This window comes from Streptomyces sp. NPDC002867 (assembly GCF_053591895.1).
Map to the genome: position 1 here is coordinate 1 of NZ_JBSFUR010000074.1, position 20,398 is coordinate 20,398.

A 20,398-nucleotide genomic window follows, 5' to 3' on the forward strand; every position below is an offset into this window, starting at 1 on the left:
CACCCCTCGCGCACCCTCGTCGTCATCAAGCGCGTCTCGCGCTCCCCGCGCGACCGCCACGACACGCGCCTCGACGCCGAGGTCCGCGTCGGCGCCGACGCGGGCGCGGGCGAGACGGTCCTGCTGCGGCTCCACGGCGAACTGGCCGAGCGCGCCGACTCCGTCGTCCTCCCCCTGCTGCTGCCCGACGCGCCCGTCGTCGTCTGGTGGCCCGTCGACGCGCCGCCGGTCCCGGCCAAGGATCCCCTCGGCGCCCTGGCCCAGCGGCGTATCACCGACGCGTACGCGGTCGAGGAGCCGCTGCGGGAGCTGGCCGCCCGCGCCTCCGGTTACGAGCCGGGGGACACCGACCTGGCCTGGACGCGGCTCACCCCGTGGCGCTCCATGCTCGCGGCGGCGCTCGACCAGGCGCGGGCGGAGGTCGTCTCGGCCGTCGTGGAGAGCGAGGCGGAGAACCCCAGTGCCGAACTGCTCGCCCGCTGGTTCGCCGACCGCCTCGGCGTGCCCGTCGAACAGGTCGTCACCGCCGGTCCGGTCGTCACGGCCGTACGCCTGCGCACAGCCGACGGCGAGATCCACATCGACCGTCCGGAAGGTCCCGTGGCCCGGCTCTCCATCCCCGGCCAGCCGAACCGCGTGCTGGCCCTCAAAGTGCGCACCACGGCCGAGCTGATCGCGGAGGAACTGCGCAGGCTCGACCCCGACGAAGCGTACGCCGCCGCACTTCACGCCCGGATCACCCCACCTGCGGCCGAGGCAGCCACGGGAGGCTGATTTCCTTCGCTTTTCCATGCACCGGGCGGCCCCGTCCGGCATATCCGACAAGGCAACCGGCCTTTGCTGTCCGTAATTGCCCGGTGACACAATTCACGGCCCGAGGGGTGCGGCGTACACGCCGCACCCCTCGCGCGTGAACGCCTTGTGACGCCCCGTCAAGCCACCTTCACCTACCGCGAATCTGCACAGCGAATGCGCAGGCGCCACACCGTCTCCTCATGGCCACCTTCCGCTCTGACCAGCGATTATCTGGCTCTGTGGGGGAATGTCCCCTTCGTCGTCGGAGTGTGGCGCGCACGCATCAGGGCCCCGCGGGGTGATCACGTGAAGAAGATGGCACCAATTCATGTAGGCGCGTGCACGCGGCGGTAATACGACGACCTCTCGCGGTGCGATCCCGGCTTCCTGCCGTCTCCGCGATTGGCCGCTCAACACGCTTACGTGCTTTGATCCTTCGCACCGCGGGATTCATTGGGTTCCCGGATCCGGGAATCTCCCCACCCCGCTGGGCGGCCGGCAACACGCTCATTCCGTGCGACCGGGCGCTGTCATTTCGAAATACCCATCCGAAGGGAAGCTTCTTATGAACTTCGTCCCCACCCAGGAGATCTCCGACAGCGAGCTGGACAACGTGGCCGGCGGTCTGCACAGCGCCACGGTGAGCAACGCCACCGCCGCTCTTGACACCATCGTCCCGGTCTCCGGCACCGTTGCCACCGTCACCGGCGTCGTCGAGGGTGCCACCGGCATCAACTCCGCCGCGATCACCGGCCCGGTCAACGGCCTCGTCGCCGGTCTGTAAGACCTCCGCGGCCCGCCGGCCCGCTCTGCCGGCCGTGCCGAGCCGTGTGCCCCGGACCGATCCAGGATCCGGGGCGCACGGCCGTGCGCAGTTTCCGACCCCCGGCGAATCCGGGGACCCGCACCGTTCAGGCAGTTGAGGGAAGAGTGTCGTGCAGTTCCGCCAACAGGCCCTTTCCAAGCTGCAGTCACCGGAGGAGATCGACCTTCCGGTGCGCTTCGCCCGCCCGCAGGGCCTCCTCGTCCTGGCCGTGACCGTCGCCGTCATGGCCGCCGCCGCCGTCTGGGCCGTCGCAGGGACCGTGACCTCCACCGTCTCCGCGCCCGGCATCCTCACCCACGGCCAGGGCAGTTACGTCCTCCAGAGCCCGGTCTCCGGACAGATCACCGAGGTGCTGGCCAAGGAGGGCGAACGCGTCGAGGCCGACGCACCGCTGCTCGAGGTCCGCACCGCTCAGGGCACCGCCGTCGTACGCACCATCGCGGCCGGACGGCTCACCACCCTCGTCGCCGCGATCGGCTCCGTCGTCACCACCGGCAGCGACGTCGCCGCCGTGGAACGCGTCGACAAGCCCGGCGACCCGCTGATGGCCGTGCTGTACGTCCCCGCGGAGAACGGCGCGACCGTGCCCGTCGGCGCCCGCGTCGACCTCACCGTCCAGTCCGTCGCGTCGCAGAAGTACGGTGTGCTGCGCGGCCGGGTCAAGGCCGTGGGCCGCACCGCCGAGAGCCGCCAGCGGATCACCGCCTTTCTCGGCAGCAGCCAGCTGGGGGAGCAGTTCTCCAAGGACGGCCAGCCCGTGTCGGTGCTCGTCGAGCTGAAGAAGTCCCCCGGCGCCGAGTCCGGCTACGACTGGTCCTCCTCGCAGGGCCCTCCCTACGCCCTCGAGTCCATGACCCTCGCCGGCGGCTCCGTCCACCTGGCCGCCCAGCATCCGATCGATTGGCTGCTGCCGTGACCGCACACCGTGACACCGTCCCCGCCCAGCGGCAGCTGCCGCCCGCGGGCCGCCGCAGACACCGCCCGGAGCCGGCCCCCAGCGGCCGCCGCGGCGCGCGCCGTGCCGCCCCGCCGCCCCGCCGGCAGCAGAAACCCAAGCCCGTCCGCACGCCGACCGTCCTGCAGATGGAGGCCGTCGAGTGCGGTGCCGCCGCCCTCGCCATGGTGCTCGCGCACTACGGACGCCATGTGCCGCTCGAAGAACTCCGCATCGCCTGCGGCGTCTCCCGCGACGGCTCACGCGCCAGCAACATCCTCAAGGCCGCCCGCAGCTACGGACTCACGGCCAAGGGCATGCAGATGGAGGCCACCGCCCTCGCCGAGGTGCAGCCGCCGGCCATCCTCTTCTGGGAGTTCAACCACTACGTCGTCTACGACGGCGCGGGCCGCCGCCTCGGACGCCGCGGCGTACACATCAACGACCCCGACAAGGGGCGTCGTTTCGTGTCCGTGGAGGACTTCGACACGAGTTTCACCGGCGTCGCCCTGGTCTTCGAGCCCGACCGCACGTTCACCAAGGGCGGCCGCCGGCCCGGGATCATGAAGGCCGTGCCCGCCCGGCTGCGCGGCACCACCGGCACCCTGCTGGCCGCGCTGCTCGCCAGCCTCCTGCTGGTCGCCGTCGGCGCGGCGGTGCCCGCGCTGAGCCGCACGTACATCGACATGTTCCTGATCGGGGGGCAGACCTCGCTGCTGGGGCCCCTGTTCGCCTCGTTGGCGACCCTCGTGGCGCTCACCGCCGTACTGACCGGCCTGCAACAGGCCAACCTGCTGCGCGGGCGCATCATCTCGTCCACGCTGGGCAGCGCCCGCTTCCTCAGACATCTGCTGCGGCTGCCGGTCACCTTCTTCGCCCAGCGCAGTCCGGCAGACCTGGTCCAACGGCTGCAGTCCAACGACGCGGTGGCCGAGACCCTGGCCCGCGACCTCGCGGCCGCCGCCGTCGACGGCGTCGTGGTCGTGCTGTACGCGGTGCTGCTGTGGACGTACGACCCCCAGCTCACGGTCGTCGGCGTGCTCATCGCACTCCTCAACGTGGTGGCCATGCGGATCGTCGTCCGGCTGCGGGCCACCCACACGCAGAAGCTGCGCGCCGACAGCGCACGGCTCACCAACACCTCCTACACCGGTCTTCAGCTGATCGAGACCATGAAGGCGACCGGCGGCGAGGACGGCTACTTCCGCCGCTGGGCCGGTCAGCACGCCACCACGCTGGAGGTGCAGCAGCGCCTCGGGGTGCCGAGCGCCGTGCTCTCCGTCGTCGCGCCCACCCTGGCCACCCTCAACAGCGCCCTGATCCTGTGGATCGGCGGCCTGCGGGCCGTCGAGGGCCACATCACCATCGGCCTGCTCGTCGCGTTCCAGGCGCTCGTCGCCCGCTTCACCGCCCCCATCACGCGCCTCAACGGTGTGGCCGGGCGCATCCAGGACTTCGCCGCGGACGTCGCCCGGCTCAAGGACGTCGAGAACTTCCCCGTCGACCCGCTGTACTCGCGCGACGAGCCCGACCCGAGCACCCGCAGGCTCAAGGGCCATGTCACGCTGGAGGACATCACCTTCGGCTACAGCCCGCTCGACGCACCGCTGCTCAGCGGCTTCTCCCTCGCCGTCGGGCCCGGCCGGCAGGTCGCCCTCGTCGGCGGCTCGGGCAGCGGCAAGTCCACGGTCTCGCGCCTCATCTCGGGCCTGTACACCCCGTGGGAGGGGACGATCCGCATCGACGGCGAACGACTGGAGGACATCTCCCGCAGCGCCGTCGCCGCCTCCGTTGCCTTCGTCGACCAGGAGATCTTCCTGTTCGAGGGCACCGTGCGGGACAACGTCGCCCTGTGGGACCCCTCCATCACCGACGAGGCGGTCCTCGCCGCGCTGGAGGACGCCGCCGTCCTCGACGTCGTCCGGCGCAGGCCGGACGGCATCCACAGCCGCGTCGAACAGGACGGCCGCAACTTCTCCGGCGGGCAGCGCCAGCGCCTGGAGATCGCCCGCGCCCTGGTGCGCCGCCCGAGCATCCTCGTGCTGGACGAGGTGACCAGCGCCCTCGACGCCGAGACCGAGCGCGTCATCATCGACAACATCCGCCGGCGCGGCTGCGCGTGCGTGGTGATCGCGCACCGGCTGAGCACCGTGCGCGACAGCGACGAGATCGTGGTGCTCGACCACGGCACGGTCGTCGAACGGGGCCGACACGAGGAACTCGTCGCCGCCCAGGGCGCGTACGCCGAGCTGGTCAAGGAGCGCTGACGTGTCATCCGCACACCCGGACACAGGCCACACCGCGGCCGCGGGGACGCCGGAGACGACCGACGCGGTGATCCAGTCCTTCGGGGGCCTCGGCGCGCCCGTCGACTGCACCGGCCTGCGCAGCCTCCATCTCGAAGGTCCGCAGGTGCTGTGGCTGGTGCTCGGCGGGTTCCTCGACCTGTTCGCCGTGGACGCCGCGGAGCAGGGCCACTGGCACTTCCTCGGCCGGCTCGAACCCGGCACACTGCTGCTCGGTCCGGTGGAGGGCCCGCGCCACACACTCGTCGGGCGCCCCTCGCAGGAGTGTGTGCTGCGCCGCATCGCCCTGCGCGAGCTGTACCAGGACCCCTACGGGCAGGACCCGTACGCGACCCAGGGCATCCACGTGCCCGACCCGTACGCCGCCCGGGACCCGTACGCCGCCCAGGACCCGTACGGCCACGGAGCCTGGAGCCCGTTGGAGCACGCCTTCGCCCTGGGCGTGGGGCGCAGCCTCGGCGTCCTGTTCGAGGCGCCCCTCGACGGCCGCCCCGCCGACGCGGGCATGACCGACGAGGACATCCTGTGGATGCCCGTCGACCCGGGCAGCGTCCGCTACGGCGCCTCCTACAGTGCGGAGGCGGCGGCCGATCTGCTCGTCGAGGGCGCGATGTGGCAGCGGATGGTCAACCAGCAGTACCGGCTGCTGTCCGCGGTCGACCAGTGGATCGAACAGCTGGAGCGCGCCCACGAGGACCGCGCGGCGGCCGGGATCAAGGCGGGCGAGGACGTCCGCGCACGGGCCGACGAGGCGCTGATCGCCTCCATCGGCAAGCGCGGCGGCGCGCGCCGCACGGCCGGGGCGGACAGCGACGACGCCGTGTTCGCCGTGTGCCGCAGGGTCGCCGAGGCCGCCGGGATCACCCTCACCGAGCCCCCGAGAACCGCCGCCGACGAGAAACGCGTCAGCCCCGTCGAGCGCGTCGCGATCGCCTCCCGCGTCCGCACCCGGCCCGTACGCCTCACCGGCACCTGGTGGCGCACGGACAGCGGCCCGCTGGTGGGGCACCGCGCGGCGTCCGGCGCACCCGTCGCCCTGCTGTGGCGACGGGGACGCTACGAGGCCGTCAACCCGCTCACCGGCTCGCGCACCCGCATCGGCAAGGACAACGCGGACGACTTCGAGCCGCGCGCGGTCATGTTCTACCGGCCGCTGCCCGAACGTCCCGCGAGCCTCGGGCGCCTGGCGAGCTTCAGCCTGCGCGGCACCCGCATGGACGTGCGCAACCTGCTGCTCGCCGGTCTCGTCACCGTCGGCCTCGGAGCTCTGGTGCCGGTGGCCACCGGAAAGGTGCTCGGCGCGTACGTGCCGAGGGCCGAGACCGGCCTGATCGTGCAGATGGCGCTCGCGGTGATGACCGCCGGCATCGTGTCGGCGGCGTTCATGCTCCTCCAGAACCTCACCATCCTGCGGATGGAGGGCCGGATCGAGAGCGCCCTCCAGCCCGCCGTGTGGGACAGGCTGCTGAGGCTGCCGACCCGCTTCTTCACCGAGCGCTCCACCGGCGAGCTGGCGAGCGCGGCGATGGGCATCAGCTCGATCCGCCGTGTCCTGTCCGGAATCGGTCCGGTCGCGTTGCAGTCGGGCACCGTCGGCGCGATGAACGTGGCCCTGCTGCTGTGGTACAGCGTGCCGCTCGCCCTCGCGGCCATCGGCATGCTGCTGGTGATCGGTCTCTTCTTCCTCGGGATGGGGCTGTGGCAAGTGCGCTGGCAGCGGCGGCTGGTGGAGCTGGGCAACAAGCTCAACAACCAGGCGTTCCAGACGCTGCGCGGGCTGCCCAAACTCCGCGTGGCCGCGGCCGAGAGCTTCGCGTACGCGGCGTGGGCACGGGAGTTCGCCCGCTCCCGCGAACTCCAGCAGCGCGTCGGCCGGATCAGGAACCTCACCACCGTGATGGACGCGGTCTACCTGCCGCTGTGCTCGCTCATCATGTTCATGCTGCTGGCCGGCCCGGCCCGCGGCAGCATGTCGGCCGGTGACTTCCTCACCTTCAACGCCGCCGTGACGATGCTGCTGACCTCGGTCACCCAGCTGACCGGCGTACTGGTCTCGGCGGTCGCGGTGCTGCCCATGTTCGAGCAGGTGCGCCCGATCCTCGACGAGACGCCGGAGGTGCGGGGAGCGAGCGCCCAGCCGGGCGTCCTGTCCGGGGAGATCGAGGCGCGCAAGCTGTCGTTCCGCTACACCGACGACGGCCCCGCGGTCCTCGACGACGTGTCGCTCCAGGTGCGGCCCGGGGAGTTCGTCGCCGTCGTCGGCCCGAGCGGCTGCGGGAAGTCCACCCTGCTGAGGCTGCTGATCGGCTTCGACCGGCCGGCCGCCGGGTCGGTGCTCTACGACGGCCAGGACCTCTCCGCCCTGGACCGCGCCGCGGTGCGCCGCCAGTGCGGCGTCGTCCTGCAGAACGCCCAGCCGCTGACCGGCTCGATCCTGGACTGCATCTCGGGCGCCGAGAGCTTCTCCCAGGAGGAGGTCTGGGCGGCTGCCGAGATGGCCGGACTCGCCGAGGACATCAAGCGGATGCCCATGGGACTGCACACCATGATCTCCAACGGAGGCGCGATCTCCGGCGGGCAGCGCCAGCGGCTGATGATCGCGCAGGCGCTGGTGCGCCGCCCGCGCATCCTCTTCTTCGACGAGGCGACCAGCGCCCTGGACAACGAGACCCAGCGGACGGTGATGGACAGCACCCGCAAGCTGAGCGCCACGCGCGTGGTGATCGCCCACCGGCTCACCACGGTCATGGACGCCGACCGGGTGCTCGTCATGTCCGACGGCCGGATCGTGGAGGAGGGCCGCCCCGCGGATCTGCTCGCGGACCCGAACGGGCGGCTGTACGAGCTGGTGCGACGGCAGATGGCCTGACGGCCGAGGAAGCGCGGGCGCCCGACGGGGACCGGCCCGGGCACCGCGCGAACCTCGGTCCCGACCGGCCCGCGGCGGTACCAGGCGTCCTCGGCCCGGGGGTCCCGCCGCGGTTACGACACGCGCTGCGCGGGGGTGCGCCTGCGCGGCGCGGGGGGCGTGCCCTCGGCGAGCAGCGCGTCGGTGACGAGCCGGACGCCGCGCGCCAGCCGGTTCAGCTGGTCCAGCTCGACCGCGTACATCCGGATGCTGTTCTCGATGACCGATTCCGCGACGCCCAGGGTCGGCAGCTCGGCACGGGCGGTCTGGAGCGCCACGCGCACGGTGCGCACCTCATGCCGCAACTGGAGCTGGGCGTGGCGCGCGAGCAGGACGGGATGGCGGGTGAGCGGCGAGTATCCCGCGTAGCGGGCCGGCAGCAGGTCGCGGAGCCACCGGACGGCCGTACGCTCCCAGTCGCGCGTTCCGGGGGCGTTGACCTGACAGGGCCAGTCCGGTCCGAGCGTGGTGAGGGTCTGGGACATCGTCGTCGCTTCCGGGTCATGCCGACGGGCTCTGATCGAGAGGCTTGTGGCGGTCCCGGCCCAGGGGTTGACCGGGACCGCCAGGGGCATCCGCGGTACGGCGGGTGCCCGGATTGAACACCGGAGTCCGGTGCGAGGAGGGAGCACCGGCTCTGGATGTTCGGTCGTGGGGCAGGGGCGTGCTCGTGGTTTCGAGGACCCGCTGCCACGAGCAGTAAATATATATACCGTCGAGTAAGCAAGGGTATGAAAAATTTCATGCAACCCGGGACGTGAAAATGTCCCGGAAACACACAGGTCACACGGGAAAGTCGTCCACCCCTGACCGTCAGTCCTCGAGGAAGAAGTCGTGCTGCTCGGCGACCTGCTCGTACCCCTCGAGACGGGACTGCGTGCGCTCCGGGTCCGCGTCCGCCATCGCCTGCAGCACGGCGGCCGACAGGACGCCAGGCGCCGAGTACGAGTCGAAGACGAGCCGTGAGCCGGTCCCCGCCGTCAGCGACACATCGGCCTCGTCCACGAGCGGCCCGAGCGTCAGATCCGTGATCAGCGCCACGCGCAGTCCCGTGCTGCGCGCGGCCCGCAGCGCCGCGAGCGTCTCGTTGGCGTGCCGCGGCATCGCGTACGCCAGCACCCACGTCCCGCCCGCCTCGCGCGACTGGAGCAGCGCGTCGTAGGCGACGCTGCCGCCACGGGTCACCAGCCGCACGTCGGGGTGGATACGGCGTGCCGCGTACGCGAAGTACTCGGCGAGCGACACCGAGATCCGCAGGCCCAGCACCGTCAGCGGCATCGAGCGGGCCAGCTCCCGGCCCACGTCCAGGACCCGGTCGGTGTCGGCGAACACCCGGCGCAGGCTCTCCAGGTTCGCGATCTCCGCGTCGACGGCCGCCTGGAGCTCGTTGTGGCGGATCTGCTCGCGCGTCTCCTGGGCGCCCGCCACGGCGCTCAGCGCGATCGGCTGCAGCGCCTCCCGCAGTGCCGGGAAGCCGGTGTAGCCGAGGGAGGTCGCGAACCGGGTCACCGACGGCTGGCTGACGCCCACCCGCTCGGCGAGGTCCGTGATCGACAGGAACGCGGCCTCGGTCAGATGGTCGATCATGTACTGGGCGATACGGCGCTGTCCCGGCGACAGCCGGTGGCTTCCGAACAGGGCCCGGACCCTGTCCGCGGGCGCGGCCTCGGGCACCGGCGACTGCCGGCCCGGGGTGATCGCCGCCGCCTGCGCACGTGCCTGCTGCCCTGATGGCACCGTGTGCCTCCTTGTCGTCCGGATCGGGCTCAAATCTAGCTCAACCGCCCAGACCCCAGGGCAGCCTCGCAACCGGCCGCAGGCGCCGCTCGCGCGACGGTCCCGAAGATGCGGAGCAAGGCCGCCGGGGAGCATCCTGGCAAGGTGACCGGGAACGGTGCGGGCAGGCGCCACCCGTCCGCCCGGGCCGGAGCGGAACCCGCGGCGGCGGACGGGGGCGGCCCGGCGCCGGGGGAGCTGCCCATGGTGCTGGCCCAGGCGGAGGTGAGCGCCGTCGAGGCCGTCGGCGGCTTCGCCGGCGGTCTCTACATGCGCTCCGGCACACCCGAACTGCTGCGTCTCGCCGTGCTCGCCGGACTGCCCGCGAAACTGTTCCAGCACTGGAGCCGGATGCATGTGAACCGGCCGTTCCCGCACTCCGACGTCTACCGTTCGGGCCGGCCCGTCTACCTCCACGACGCTGAGGAGGCCATGCGCTGCTACCCGCAGCTCATGGCCGGCCTGCCCTTCCCCTTCGCCTCGCTGTACGTGCCGGTCACCCACGAGCGGGAGACGTTCGGGGTGGTCGCGGTGCTCCGGCCCGCCACACCCGGCCTCCCGGTCGACGAGGGCGACCGCCGCCGCCTCCGCGAGGTCGGCGCGAACCTCGCCGGCACGCTCGCCGCCATGTCGGCGGACGGACGGCGTATCGAGTGGGACGACGAGCCGATGGCGGTCACCCTGCCCTCCGTCACCGCGCCGCCGGTACGGATCGGCTCGTTCGACTGGGACCTGGAGGCCGGTACGGTCACGGGCGACGAGGGCTGGTGCGCCATCCTCGGCACCACATCCGGCCGGCTGCCGGTCACCGTCGATGCGCTGGCCGCGCGGATCGAGCCGGAGGACGCGTACGGACTGTGGGCCCTGGCCCGGCAGGCGGCCGTGTCCGACCGGCCGGTGAACCGCCGGATGCGGCTCCAGGGATCCGACGGACGACCGCATCTGCTGGAGATCACCGGCCGGCGCGGACGCCCGCGGGACGGCCCGCCGGGCACCCACCTGACCGGCTTCCTCATCGACCTGGGCGCCGGACCCGTCGTCGCCGAGGCCGCGGACCGGCTCCCGCACGGTGTCTGCAACGTCGACCGCCTCGGCCGCATCACCTACCTCAACCACCGGGCCGAGACCCTGCTCGGCCTGCCGCGCACCGAACTCGTCGGCCGCGTGCTGTGGGAGGCGGTGCCCTGGTTCGCGCAGGCCGCCTACGAGGACCACTACCGGGCAGCCCTGCTGTCCAGCGATCCGGTGCACTTCGCCGTGAACCGGGGCGGGGACTGGCTCTCGGTCTCTCTCTTCCCCGGGGCCGACGGGCTGACCGCGACCCTCAGCCCCGGCGAACACCCCGCCTACGCCCCGGAATCCGTCGTCGCCCCCGGCACCGGACTCGGCTCGCCGGCCGACCGGGCCGTCGCCCTCTACCGTCCGGTCGCGCTCGCCATCGCGCTCACCGAGGCGGTCACGGCCCGTCAGGTGTCCGCCGTCGTCACCGAGGAACTGCTGCCGGCCTTCGGCGGCCGGCAGCTCGCCATCTACCTGCTGAGCAACCGTCACCTCCATCTCGCGTGGGAGACCGGTTTCCCCCGCGGCTTCCTCAGCCGGTTCGAAGGCGTCGGCCTCGACACCAAGCTCCCCGGTGTCGAGACGCTGACCTCGGGCCGCCCCCTGTTCTTCGAATCCATGCAGCACCTGGCCGCCGCCTATCCGGGCATCCCCCTCGACGCCCACGTCGGGGCCCGCGCCTTCCTGCCGCTGATCGCCTCCGGCCGGCCGGTGGGCACCTGCATCCTCGGCTTCGACCAGCCCCGGGGCTTCAGCCCGGAGGAGCGCACCGTCCTCACCGCCCTCGCCGGACTCATCGCCCAGGCCCTCCAGCGCGCCCGGCGCTACGACTCCGAGGCCGCCCTCGCCCGCGGGCTCCAGGACGGGCTGCTGCCTCGCCGACTGCCCGTGGTCGACCACGTCGACACCGTCGGCCGCTACCTCCCCGGCACCCAGGGCATGGAGGTCGGCGGCGACTGGTACGACGTCGTCGAGACGGGCCTGGGACTCGCCATCGTCATCGGCGACGTCCAGGGACACGGTGTCTCGGCCGCCGCCACGATGGGCCAGCTCCGCAGCGCCGTGCGGGCCCTGGCCGTCAGCGGCCACAGCCCCGAGGAAGTGATGAGCGGCACCAACCGGCTGCTCATCGACCTCGACCCCGGCCAGTTCGCCAGCTGCTGCTACATCGTCCTCGACCCGGCCACGGGCAGCGCCCAGGCCGTCCGGGCCGGCCACCTCCAGCCCCTGCTGCGCCACCCCGGCGGCCGCACCGACGTGCTCGACCTGCCCGGCGGCGTGGTCCTCGGTGTCGACGCGGGCGCCGCGTACCCGGTCACCGGCCTGCGGCTCGCGCCCGGCGCCGTCCTCGCCCTGTTCACCGACGGTCTCGTCGAGCAGCCCGGTACCGACATCGACCAGGGCATCGAAAGCCTGCGCCAGACCCTGTCGGACGTGGGCTCGTCCCCGCTCGCCGAGACGGCGGACCGCCTGATCTACGAGGCGCGACGGAACGCCGACCGTCCCGATGACATCGCCCTGCTCCTCGCCGCCCGCTGGTCCGAGCCGACGGACACGTCCCCACGGCCGGCCCGGGGCGCCCGGTGACTCCCCGGCACGAGCGGTCCGTGCGGGGGGACGACGACGCCGGTGACCCTGACTTTCCCGCCCGTACCGCGCCGCACTGCTCCGGCCTCGGGGAGCTGGACGCGCAGGTCGCCCGGTGCCGGGCCTGTCCGCGTCTCGTCGCCTGGCGGGAGGGCGTCGCCGCGGAGCGGCGGGCCGCGTTCCGGGAGTGGGAGTACTGGGGGCGGCCCGTCCCCGGCTTCGGGCCCGACGACGCGGTCCTCGCCGTCGTCGGCCTCGCCCCCGCCGCCCACGGCGGCAACCGCACCGGCCGGATGTTCACCGGGGACGACTCCGGTGACGTCCTGTTCGCCGCGCTGCACGCGGCCGGACTCGCCTCGCAGCCTACCTCCACCCATCGCGGCGACGGCCTCCGCCTGCGCGGCGTGCGGGTCACCGCTCCCGTCCACTGCGCGCCGCCGCGGAACCGGCCCACGCCGGAGGAACGGGACACCTGCCGGCCGTGGCTCGCCGCGGAACTCGGGCTGCTGACCGGGCTGCGCGGCGTCGTCGTGCTCGGCGCCTTCGGCTGGCAGGCGGTGCTGCCCGTCCTCGCCGCCGCCGGATTCCCGCTGCCGCGCCCGCGCCCCCTGTTCGGGCACGGTGCCCACGCGACGCTGCCGGCCGGGGACGGCTCCGGCGAACTCCACCTCTTCGGCTGCTACCACCCCAGCCGGCGCAACGTGTTCACCGGGCGCGTCACCCTGCCCATGCTCGTCGAGGTGTTCCGCCGCGCGGCCCGCGTCACCGGCCTGGACCCGGCGCCACCGGCGTCCGGTGCAGATGAGCCAGGACCTTGTCCGGGGTGAGGGGCGGCTCCCGCAGCCGTGCGCCGACGGCATGGTGGACCGCGTTGCCGATCGCGGCCGCCGTGCCGACGATGCCGATCTCTCCGATGCCCTTGCTCCCCATGGGGTTGAGATGGGAGTCGTGCTCCTCGATCCAGTGCGCCTCGACCTCCGGCACGTCGGCGCAGACAGGCACGTGGTAGGTGGCGAGGTCGCACTCGGCGAAGTCGCCGAAACGGTCGTCCATGGTGCTTCCCTCGGTCAGCGCCATGCCCAGCCCCATCGTCATGCCGCCGATGAACTGCGAGCGCGCCGTGCGGGGATTGAGGATGCGGCCGGCCGCGAACACACCCAGCAGCCGTCGCGTCCGTACCTCGCCGGTCACCGTGTCGGCCTGGACCTCGGCGAACACGGCCCCGAACGCGTGCCGCGCGTACGGCGGTTCCTCCGCCGTCTCCGCCCTCGTGTCGGCGGTGACCGTCACGCCTTCGGTCGGCACGCCGCCCGGCAGCCCGGCCAGCCGCTCCGCGAGCTGCGAGGCGGCTTTGTGCACCGCCCAGCCCCACGACGCCGTGCCCGCCGAGCCGCCCGCGAGCGGCGCCGCGGGCAGGTCGCTGCTGCCGATGTCGATCCGTACCGCGTCGAGCGGCGCGCTCAGCGCGTCGGCCGCGATCTGTGCCAGCACGGTCCGGGCACCGGTGCCGAGATCGGTCGCGTTGACGGTGATCCGGTACGTGCCGTCCGCGGCCGCGTGCGCACCGGCGCGCGAGGGGCCGATCAGTACGGGGTAGGTGCTCGCCGCGACGCCCGTGCCCAGCAGCAGAACGCCCTCCCGGCGCACCCCGGGCCGTGGGTCGCGGTCCTGCCAGCCGAAGCGACGCGCCCCCTCGCGCAGGCAGGCGACGAGACCGCGGCTGCTGAAAGGTCGGCCGCTGTCGGGCTCCGTGTCGGGCTCGTTGCGCACCCGCAGCTCCACCGGATCGATCCCGGCCGCCGACGCGAGCTCGTCCATCGCGGACTCCAGCGCGTACATCCCCGACGCCTCTCCCGGAGCCCGCATCCAGGACGGGGTGGGCACGTCGAGGGCGGCGACCCGGTGCACCGTACGGCTGTTGGGGGAGGTGTACATGACGCGGCCGGGCACCGCGGCCTGCTCCACGAACTCCCGCACCCGCGAGGTGTGCGTGACCACGTCGTGGTCCAGCGAGGTGATCACCCCGTCGGCCCCGGCTCCGATCCGCACCCGCTGCAGCGTGGGCGCGCGGTGCCCGACGACGGCCGCCAGCTGCCGCCTCGGGAGGGCGAGGGTGACCGGCCGTCCCGTGTGGCGCGCGGCCATCGCGGCGAGCACCACCTGGGGCCGTGGCGTGCCCTTCGAGCCGAAACCGCCGCCCACGTGCTCGGAGACCACCGTGATGTCGTGCCGGTCCAACCCGAACATCTTCGCGAGGACGTCCCGCACGGTGCCGGCGCCCTGGCTGGAGTCGTGCACGATCAGTCTGCCGTCGCGCCACTCGGCGGTCGACGCGTGCGGCTCCATGGGGTGGTTGTGCAGCGCGGTCAGCGTGTACACGGCATCCACCCGCACCTCGGCGGCGGCGAACGCGCCGTCGCCGTCGCCGCGTTCACGCGCGCCGGGATAGCCGCCGTTGACCTCCTCGGGCGTGTACAGGTCCGGACGGTCGCGGGTGAGCCGTACGTCGTGGTCCTCGGCCGCGTACGTGACGTGTACGGCGGCGGCGCCCGCGCGGGCGTTCTCCAGCGTGTCCGCCACGACGAGGGCGACGTACCAGCCGCGGTGCGGGACGCGTGCGTCCTGCAGGAGGGAGAGCGTCGGGTCGTCGCAGGGCGTCAGCCGCGGCGCGTTCTCGTGGGTCAGGACGGCGAGGACGCCAGGCAGCGCGAGCGCGGCGCCGGCGTCGACCGCCGTGACGCGGCCGCGGGGCACACCGGCGGCCACGGGCCACGCGTGCGCCCGCCCCGCCGGACGGGCCTCGGCCGCGTAGCGCGCCCGCCCGGTGACCTTGTCGCGGGCCTCCCGGCGGACGGTGTCCGCGCCGAGGGCGCGGGCGGACAGCTTCATGACGCCTCCTGTGACGGCACGAGACCTGACAGCACGTCGATGGCGACGTCGCCGGCGAGCCGCACCTTGAACGCGTTGTCGCGCAGCGGCTCGGCCGCGTCGAGCTCCGCCTCCACCGCGTGCTCGAACGACGCCGCGGTGGCCTGCGCGCCCAGCAGCCGTTCCTCGGCCGTCCAGGCCCGCCACGGCCGGTGCGCGAGCCCGCCGAAGACGAGCGCCGCATGCCGGATCCGGCCGTCCTCGACGGCGAGGACCGCAGCCACGGAGACCAGCGCGAAGGCGTACGAGGCCCGGTCGCGCACTTTGCGGTACACGGAGCGGGCACCCCCCGGCGGGGGCGGCAGCTCCACCCCGGTGATCAGCTCACCGTCCTCGATCACGGTGTCCCGGTCGGGCCGGTCGCCGGGCAGCCGGTGGAAGTCCGTGACGGGGACGGCGCGTTCGCCGCCCGTACCGCGCAGCCGGACCGAGGCGTCGAACGCGGCGAGGGCGACGGCCATGTCGGAGGGGTTCGTGGCGACACAGTGCTCCGAGTGCCCGATGACGGCCAGATCCCGGTGCACCCCCTCCCGCGCCGGGCACCCCGTCCCCGGCACCCGCTTGTTGCAGGGCTTGGACACGTCCTGGAAGTACGTGCACCGGGTGCGCTGCAGCAGATTGCCGCCGGTCGTCGCCGCGTTGCGCAGCTGACCCGACGCACCGGCGAGCAGGGCCTGCGACAGGGCGGGGTAGCGGGAGCGCACGGCGCGGTGGGCGGCGAGATCGCTGTTGCGGACGGTCGCGCCGATCAGCAGACCCCCGCCGGGCGTGTCGTCGACCGTGTCCAGCGGCAGCCGCCGGACATCGACCAGCACGTCGGGGGCCGTGACGCCGAGCTTCATCAAGTCGACGAGGTTGGTGCCGCCGGCGAGGTACTGGGCGCCGGGACGGGCGGCGTACGCCTCGACGGCTTCCTCGGGGCTCGTGGCGCGGACATACGCGAACGGCTTCACGGCTTCGCCTCCCCGACGACGTCCTCGACGGCGGCCACGATGTTGGTGTAGGCGCCGCAGCGGCACAGATTGCCGCTCATCCGCTCGCGGATCTCCTCGCGCGTGAGCGGGACGGCGCCGCCGGCGTGGTCACGGGCCGTGACATGCGACGGATGACCGTCCGCGGCCTCGGCCAGCATGCCGACCGCGGAGCAGATCTGGCCCGGCGTGCAGTACCCGCACTGCAGGGCGTCGCGCGCCACGAACGCCTCCTGGAGCGGATGCAGCCGCTCACCGTCGGCCAGCCCCTCGGCCGTGGTGATCCGCGACCCGTCGTACGCCACGGCGGGCAGCAGACACGGGAGCATCCTCCGGTCGTCCACCAGCACCGTGCACGCCCCGCACTGACCGTGGTCGCAGCCCTTCTTCGGCCCGGTCACGTCCAACCGCTCGCGCAACGCGTCCAGCAGCGTCGTGCGGTGGTCGAGGGCGATCGTGTACGCGACGCCGTTGACATGGAGGGTGAGGACGGAGCTGTGGGAGTCCGCCGCACCGGCCGCCCCCATGCTCCCCTGTGGCCTGCTCGGATCCACGCCTGGCACCTTTCCGTGTCGCGTCCGCCGCACAGCGGGCCGCCCGGCGGCGGCGCTTCCAGCCTGTGGCGGAACGCGCCGTCGCGCTCGCCGAGCTGGGCCGATGACGCGCTTCCCGTGCCGCCCGGCTCAGGGCTCCTCCGGCGAGCCCGCCGCGTCCGGGCCGCCGGCGCCGTCGACGTCGTGCTGTTCGAGCGGGTGTACGGCCGGCCCCTGGAGCACCGATCCGTCGACGCCGAACCGGGAGCCGTGACAGGGGCACTCCCAGGTGCGTTCGGCGGCGTTGAACGACACCAGACAGCCCAGATGGGTGCAGCGGGCCGACACGGCGTGGCACACGCCCGCGTCGTCCCGGTACACGGCGCTGCGCCGCCCGGCGAGACGGACGACCGCTCCCGTGCCCGGCGGGATGTCGTCCGCCGAGTCCACGTGGGTCGTGCGCAGCCGGTCGCCGACGAAGTGCTGGGCGACCTCGGCCTGTTGGGAGAGCATGGTCGGCGCCTCGCGCAGGGCGCTCCACAGCCGGCGCGGGTCGTACAGCCGTGTCCACGGGGGAGTGACGGCGCAGATCAGATCGGTGATCAGCCGTCCCGCCATGACACCGCTGCTCATGCCCCATCCGCCGAAGCCGGTCGCCACGAAGGTGTGGCGGGCGCCCGGGTGGAAGGCGCCGACGAGCGGGACCGAGTCGCTGGGGTCGTTGTCCTGCGCGGCCCAGCGGTAGCGCGTCTCGGTCACCGGGAAATGGGTGTGCATCCACTCTTCCAGACGGCGGAAGCGCTCGCCCGCGTCGGCGGTGCCGGGCGTGAAGGACTCACCGGTCACGATGAGCAGTCGGCTGCCGTCGTCGAGCGGCGCGGTGCGCACCGACCGCTTGGTTCCCTCTTCGCAGATGTACATGCCGTCCGGATCGCGGTCGGCGGGCAGGGGACCGGCGACGACCAGCTCCCGGCGCGGCGACATCCGGGTGAACAGCAGCGCCCGGTCGAAGACGGGGAAGTGGGTCGCCACCACGACGTCGCGAGCCGTGACGGTGTACCCGTTCTCCGTGGTGACCTTGCACGGCGTGCCCTCCCGCAAGCCGGTCACCCGGGTGCGCTCATGGATGGCGTTCCCGTACGCCGTGAGGTCCGCGGCCAGCGCGAGAAGGTACTTGCGGGGGTGGAACTGCGCCTGGCCGTCGATCCGCACGGCGCCGGCCGGCGTGAACGGCAGACCCGTCGACTCGACGTACGAGGCGTCCAGGCCGGCCGCACGCGCGGCCTCGGCCTCGGCGCGCAGCGCCGGGCGCTGCGCGGTGTCGCGGGAGTAGGCGTACGCGGGCACGCGCTCCAGCTCGCAGTCGATGTCCAGTTCCGCGCAGATCTCGGCCACGCGCTCGACCGCCTCCTGCTGCGAGCGCGCGTACAGCTCGGCGCCCTCCGCCCCGCGCGTGCGGCGCAGCCGGTCGTAGCGCAGTCCGTGCTGTGCGGTGAGCTTCGCGGTCGTGAAGCCGGTGACCCCGGAGGCGATGCGGTCCGCCTCCAGGACGGCGACCGAGCGTCCCGCCCGGGTCAGCTCCCAGGCGGTGCTCAGCCCCGCGATCCCGCCGCCGACCACGACGGCGTCGACTGTCGTGTTGCCTGCCAGCGGCGGATACGAGGTGCTGTCCGTGGTGCGCAGCCAGTGCGATTCGGTGGTGCGCGGCGGGGAGGTCACGGGTGGGGTGCGGGCATCGTTCGGCATGCCGTGCGAGTGCCCCGCCCACCGCGACCGAAGCATCACCTCTGCGGCCTTTCGTCCCGGCGGCGGGGACTGACGCGCCTCATTCCGGGTACCCGCAGCTCACATGAACGACATCACCGTTCCGGCGACGTCGCCGGTACCGAGGGACCAGAGGAGGTGTCAGCCGTGGACACCCACGCCGACACCGAACCGATGAGCAGCGAGATCCCCGAACACGAACGGGTGCGGACCTGTCTGCCCGCCGTCGTCCGGCAGGGCGCGGAAACGGAGCGGGGCGACAGAAGTGCCGGCCTGACGATCGTCCGGGGCGAGGACTGATCCCCCGGGAGTACCGCCTGACTGCGTAATGGGAGGCGCGGGCCATGGACGGAGCCGGACTGTCGCAGAGGGAGCGCGCGATACTGGCCGGGATCGAAGAGCAGCTGAGGACCGACGCGCTGCTCGACCGCCGCCTCAGGAGCATGCGCCCGGGAGTGCCGTTCACCGAAGCCCCTGGCCTGCTCCGCGGGCGTCTGCTCACCCTCGGCACCGGCCTCGCGGGCGCCGTGACGGCGGTGCTGCTGGTGATGGCCGCGTCGTCCTCGTCGCCCGCCCTGATCTGGGCGTTCGCCGCGACCTGGGTGCTCACCCTGAGCGGGCTGAGTCTGCTGCTCTGCCGGTGGTCACGGCGGCTCGCCGCCGGAGAACTCGGCACGGACCGCCCCGACGGCGACGCGCAGGACTGAGCCCGGAGCCGTACGGTTCCGGGCCCGTCGGTGTCAGCCCTCGACGCCCGTCGCCTCGTGGGACGAGCCCACCGGCTTCGACTCCGGTGAACCCCGCTGGCGGAGATAGACCGACAGGATGACCATCGACGCCACCGCCAGCAGCTCCGACTGCCAGTTCTGCAGCGTGCGGTCCCAGAAGTCGGCCGACAGGACGTACTGACCCCAGCTCATCGGCGCCTGCAGCCCCCGCAACTGCTCCTCGTTGAAGGCGACCGTGCCCGCGATCGACTGGGCGGTCCACGAGGCGAGGAAGATCGTGCCCATGATGAGGCCGAGGGAGCGCGAGTACAGCGCCTGGCGCAGTCCCCCGGTGAAGGCCGAACGGGGTGAGTCCGGCCGCGCGAAGGGGCCCATCCGTTGTTCCCGGTCCGATTCGGTGCCCGCCTTGTGGAGCTGTTTGGACTCCGGCGACCCCAGCTGCAGCAGCCAGACCGTGAGGAAGATGAAGAGGAAGAACTGCAGGTACTCCGACTGCCAGTTCTCCGTCACGTCCACCGCGAACCGCGACGAGGTGACGTACTGCCCGAACCCGATCGCGTGGAGGTGCTCGGCGGTGAGCTCGCTGTTGAACTTGGCGTGTCCCGCGAACGCCTGGCCCACGAGCGTGAGCAGGAACGCCGCGCCGAAGACCAGGGTCAGACCGTTCTGCTGCAGGGTCCTGAGGAGGGGGCCGCGCGAGGCGGACTGCTGATCGTTCAACGGTGCAGCACCCCCAACGCGATGAAGTACGCGAGCCCCAGCCCCACCACGGCCAGGCAGAGAACGAACAGGAACCGTGTCATCCGCTCATTCCCCCTTGACTTCGCAGCCGTAGGGCAGGCCGCCCGTCCTCGGTTCGCAGCCGGCCGCGGTGATCCGCCAGCCGTCGGGGAAGACGGACAGGAAGAGCGTGTCGTGCCGCAGGACCACCCGGGCCTGACGGCCGTAGACGTCGACGCGTTCGACCGCGCCGCCCGCGGGCACCTCGGCATCACTCAGCGCGGCGGGACACGCCCTCTTCGCGGAGTCCTCGAGCTCCTCCACGGTCCCGGGGGCGAGAACGGCGCAGGCGCGCTCGGTCTGTCCCGAGCGCAGCGCCGCCTCGAACCGTTCGACGGCACCGGAGGCGGCGCTCTCGCGCTCGGTGACCGAGGCGCACCCGCTCAGCAGAAGCAGCCCCGCCGCGGCCTTGGGTTCTAATCAACGTCGCAACACCCGGCCTCCGGGTAGGCGATGAAAGACAGAACGACTGCTGGGGGGCGCCCGAATGGCAGAAGGGTGCC

The 20,398-nt window shown here is 72.9% G+C and carries 17 protein-coding genes; 9 read left to right on the plus strand and 8 right to left on the minus strand.

Features of this window, described 5'->3' with window-relative positions; genetic code table 11:
* The 5 genes from opcA to ACWD0A_RS33065 form a co-directional block, all read left to right on the plus strand.
* The coding region (gene opcA / locus ACWD0A_RS33045; RefSeq protein ID WP_451304160.1) for a glucose-6-phosphate dehydrogenase assembly protein OpcA at positions 1 to 774 on the plus strand (774 nt) is incomplete at its 5' end.
* A 586-nt stretch (positions 775 to 1,360) separates the two neighbouring features.
* A complete protein-coding gene (locus ACWD0A_RS33050; protein ID WP_307716937.1) occupies positions 1,361 to 1,579 on the plus strand; it encodes a type A2 lantipeptide in 219 nt (72 codons plus the stop codon).
* Positions 1,580 to 1,730: 151 nt separating this feature from the next.
* A complete protein-coding gene (locus ACWD0A_RS33055) occupies positions 1,731 to 2,537 on the plus strand; it encodes an HlyD family efflux transporter periplasmic adaptor subunit (protein ID WP_451304162.1) in 807 nt (268 codons plus the stop codon).
* A gap of 35 nt (positions 2,538 to 2,572) precedes the next feature.
* Complete coding sequence (locus tag ACWD0A_RS33060; protein WP_451304187.1) at positions 2,573 to 4,822, plus strand: NHLP family bacteriocin export ABC transporter peptidase/permease/ATPase subunit; 2,250 nt, start codon at positions 2,573 to 2,575, stop codon at positions 4,820 to 4,822.
* Between the two features lies 1 nt (position 4,823).
* A complete protein-coding gene (locus ACWD0A_RS33065) occupies positions 4,824 to 7,730 on the plus strand; it encodes an NHLP bacteriocin export ABC transporter permease/ATPase subunit (RefSeq protein ID WP_451304164.1) in 2,907 nt (968 codons plus the stop codon).
* 113 nt (positions 7,731 to 7,843) lie between these two features.
* On the opposite strand, the gene ACWD0A_RS33070 is transcribed toward ACWD0A_RS33065, so the two are convergent.
* Positions 7,844 to 8,254 carry a hypothetical protein gene (locus ACWD0A_RS33070; protein WP_451304166.1) on the minus strand — a complete coding sequence of 137 codons (411 nt, stop codon included), beginning with the start codon at positions 8,252 to 8,254 and terminating at the stop codon, positions 7,844 to 7,846.
* Between the two features lie 328 nt (positions 8,255 to 8,582).
* On the minus strand, positions 8,583 to 9,506 hold the full coding sequence (locus tag ACWD0A_RS33075) for a MurR/RpiR family transcriptional regulator (protein ID WP_307716940.1): 924 nt from the start codon (positions 9,504 to 9,506) through the stop codon (positions 8,583 to 8,585).
* Positions 9,507 to 9,614: 108 nt separating this feature from the next.
* Between ACWD0A_RS33075 and ACWD0A_RS33080 the strand changes: the two genes are divergently transcribed.
* The gene (locus ACWD0A_RS33080) at positions 9,615 to 12,191 is read left to right on the plus strand and encodes a SpoIIE family protein phosphatase (protein ID WP_451304169.1); all 2,577 of its coding nucleotides are present in this window, start codon (positions 9,615 to 9,617) and stop codon (positions 12,189 to 12,191) included.
* Between the two features lie 20 nt (positions 12,192 to 12,211).
* Entirely contained in the window at positions 12,212 to 13,018 is an 807-nt protein-coding gene (locus ACWD0A_RS33085) for a uracil-DNA glycosylase (RefSeq protein WP_451304171.1), read from the plus strand.
* On the opposite strand, the gene ACWD0A_RS33090 is transcribed toward ACWD0A_RS33085, so the two are convergent.
* The 4 genes from ACWD0A_RS33090 to ACWD0A_RS33105 form a co-directional block, all read right to left on the minus strand.
* On the minus strand, positions 12,954 to 15,080 hold the full coding sequence (locus ACWD0A_RS33090) for a xanthine dehydrogenase family protein molybdopterin-binding subunit (protein ID WP_451304173.1): 2,127 nt from the start codon (positions 15,078 to 15,080) through the stop codon (positions 12,954 to 12,956). The genes ACWD0A_RS33085 and ACWD0A_RS33090 overlap by 65 nt on opposite strands.
* Entirely contained in the window at positions 15,077 to 16,072 is a 996-nt protein-coding gene (locus ACWD0A_RS33095) for an FAD binding domain-containing protein (protein WP_451304175.1), read from the minus strand. Before ACWD0A_RS33095 ends, ACWD0A_RS33090 begins: the two co-directional genes overlap by 4 nt.
* The gene (locus ACWD0A_RS33100; protein ID WP_451304189.1) at positions 16,069 to 16,617 is read right to left on the minus strand and encodes a (2Fe-2S)-binding protein; all 549 of its coding nucleotides are present in this window, start codon (positions 16,615 to 16,617) and stop codon (positions 16,069 to 16,071) included. The genes ACWD0A_RS33095 and ACWD0A_RS33100 overlap by 4 nt, the downstream gene beginning before the upstream one ends.
* Positions 16,618 to 16,773: 156 nt before the next feature.
* Entirely contained in the window at positions 16,774 to 18,369 is a 1,596-nt protein-coding gene (locus ACWD0A_RS33105) for an FAD-dependent oxidoreductase (RefSeq protein ID WP_451304177.1), read from the minus strand.
* A 165-nt stretch (positions 18,370 to 18,534) separates the two neighbouring features.
* On the opposite strand from ACWD0A_RS33105, the gene ACWD0A_RS33110 reads away from it, so the two are divergent.
* On the plus strand, positions 18,535 to 18,687 hold the full coding sequence (locus tag ACWD0A_RS33110) for a hypothetical protein (protein ID WP_451304179.1): 153 nt from the start codon (positions 18,535 to 18,537) through the stop codon (positions 18,685 to 18,687).
* A gap of 44 nt (positions 18,688 to 18,731) precedes the next feature.
* A complete protein-coding gene (locus ACWD0A_RS33115) occupies positions 18,732 to 19,094 on the plus strand; it encodes a DUF3040 domain-containing protein (RefSeq protein ID WP_451304181.1) in 363 nt (120 codons plus the stop codon).
* Between the two features lie 33 nt (positions 19,095 to 19,127).
* Here ACWD0A_RS33115 and ACWD0A_RS33120 read toward each other — a convergent pair whose 3' ends face one another.
* Positions 19,128 to 19,835 carry a DUF6766 family protein gene (locus tag ACWD0A_RS33120; protein WP_451304183.1) on the minus strand — a complete coding sequence of 236 codons (708 nt, stop codon included), beginning with the start codon at positions 19,833 to 19,835 and terminating at the stop codon, positions 19,128 to 19,130.
* A gap of 87 nt (positions 19,836 to 19,922) precedes the next feature.
* On the minus strand, positions 19,923 to 20,159 hold the full coding sequence (locus ACWD0A_RS33125; RefSeq protein ID WP_451304185.1) for a hypothetical protein: 237 nt from the start codon (positions 20,157 to 20,159) through the stop codon (positions 19,923 to 19,925).
* Between the last annotated feature and the right edge of the window lie 239 nt (positions 20,160 to 20,398).

Excerpts from the sequence above, each read along its gene's own strand:
- ACWD0A_RS33080 (WP_451304169.1), top strand. The coding sequence starts at position 9,615 with ATGCGGAGCAAGGCCGCCGGGGAGCATCCTGGCAAGGTGACCGGGAAC.
- ACWD0A_RS33070 (WP_451304166.1), bottom strand. The coding sequence starts at position 8,254 with ATGTCCCAGACCCTCACCACGCTCGGACCGGACTGGCCCTGTCAGGTC.
- ACWD0A_RS33050 (WP_307716937.1), top strand. The coding sequence starts at position 1,361 with ATGAACTTCGTCCCCACCCAGGAGATCTCCGACAGCGAGCTGGACAAC.
- ACWD0A_RS33105 (WP_451304177.1), bottom strand. The coding sequence starts at position 18,369 with ATGCCGAACGATGCCCGCACCCCACCCGTGACCTCCCCGCCGCGCACC.
- ACWD0A_RS33090 (WP_451304173.1), bottom strand. The coding sequence starts at position 15,080 with ATGAAGCTGTCCGCCCGCGCCCTCGGCGCGGACACCGTCCGCCGGGAG.
- ACWD0A_RS33115 (WP_451304181.1), top strand. The coding sequence starts at position 18,732 with ATGGACGGAGCCGGACTGTCGCAGAGGGAGCGCGCGATACTGGCCGGG.
- ACWD0A_RS33100 (WP_451304189.1), bottom strand. The coding sequence starts at position 16,617 with ATGGGGGCGGCCGGTGCGGCGGACTCCCACAGCTCCGTCCTCACCCTC.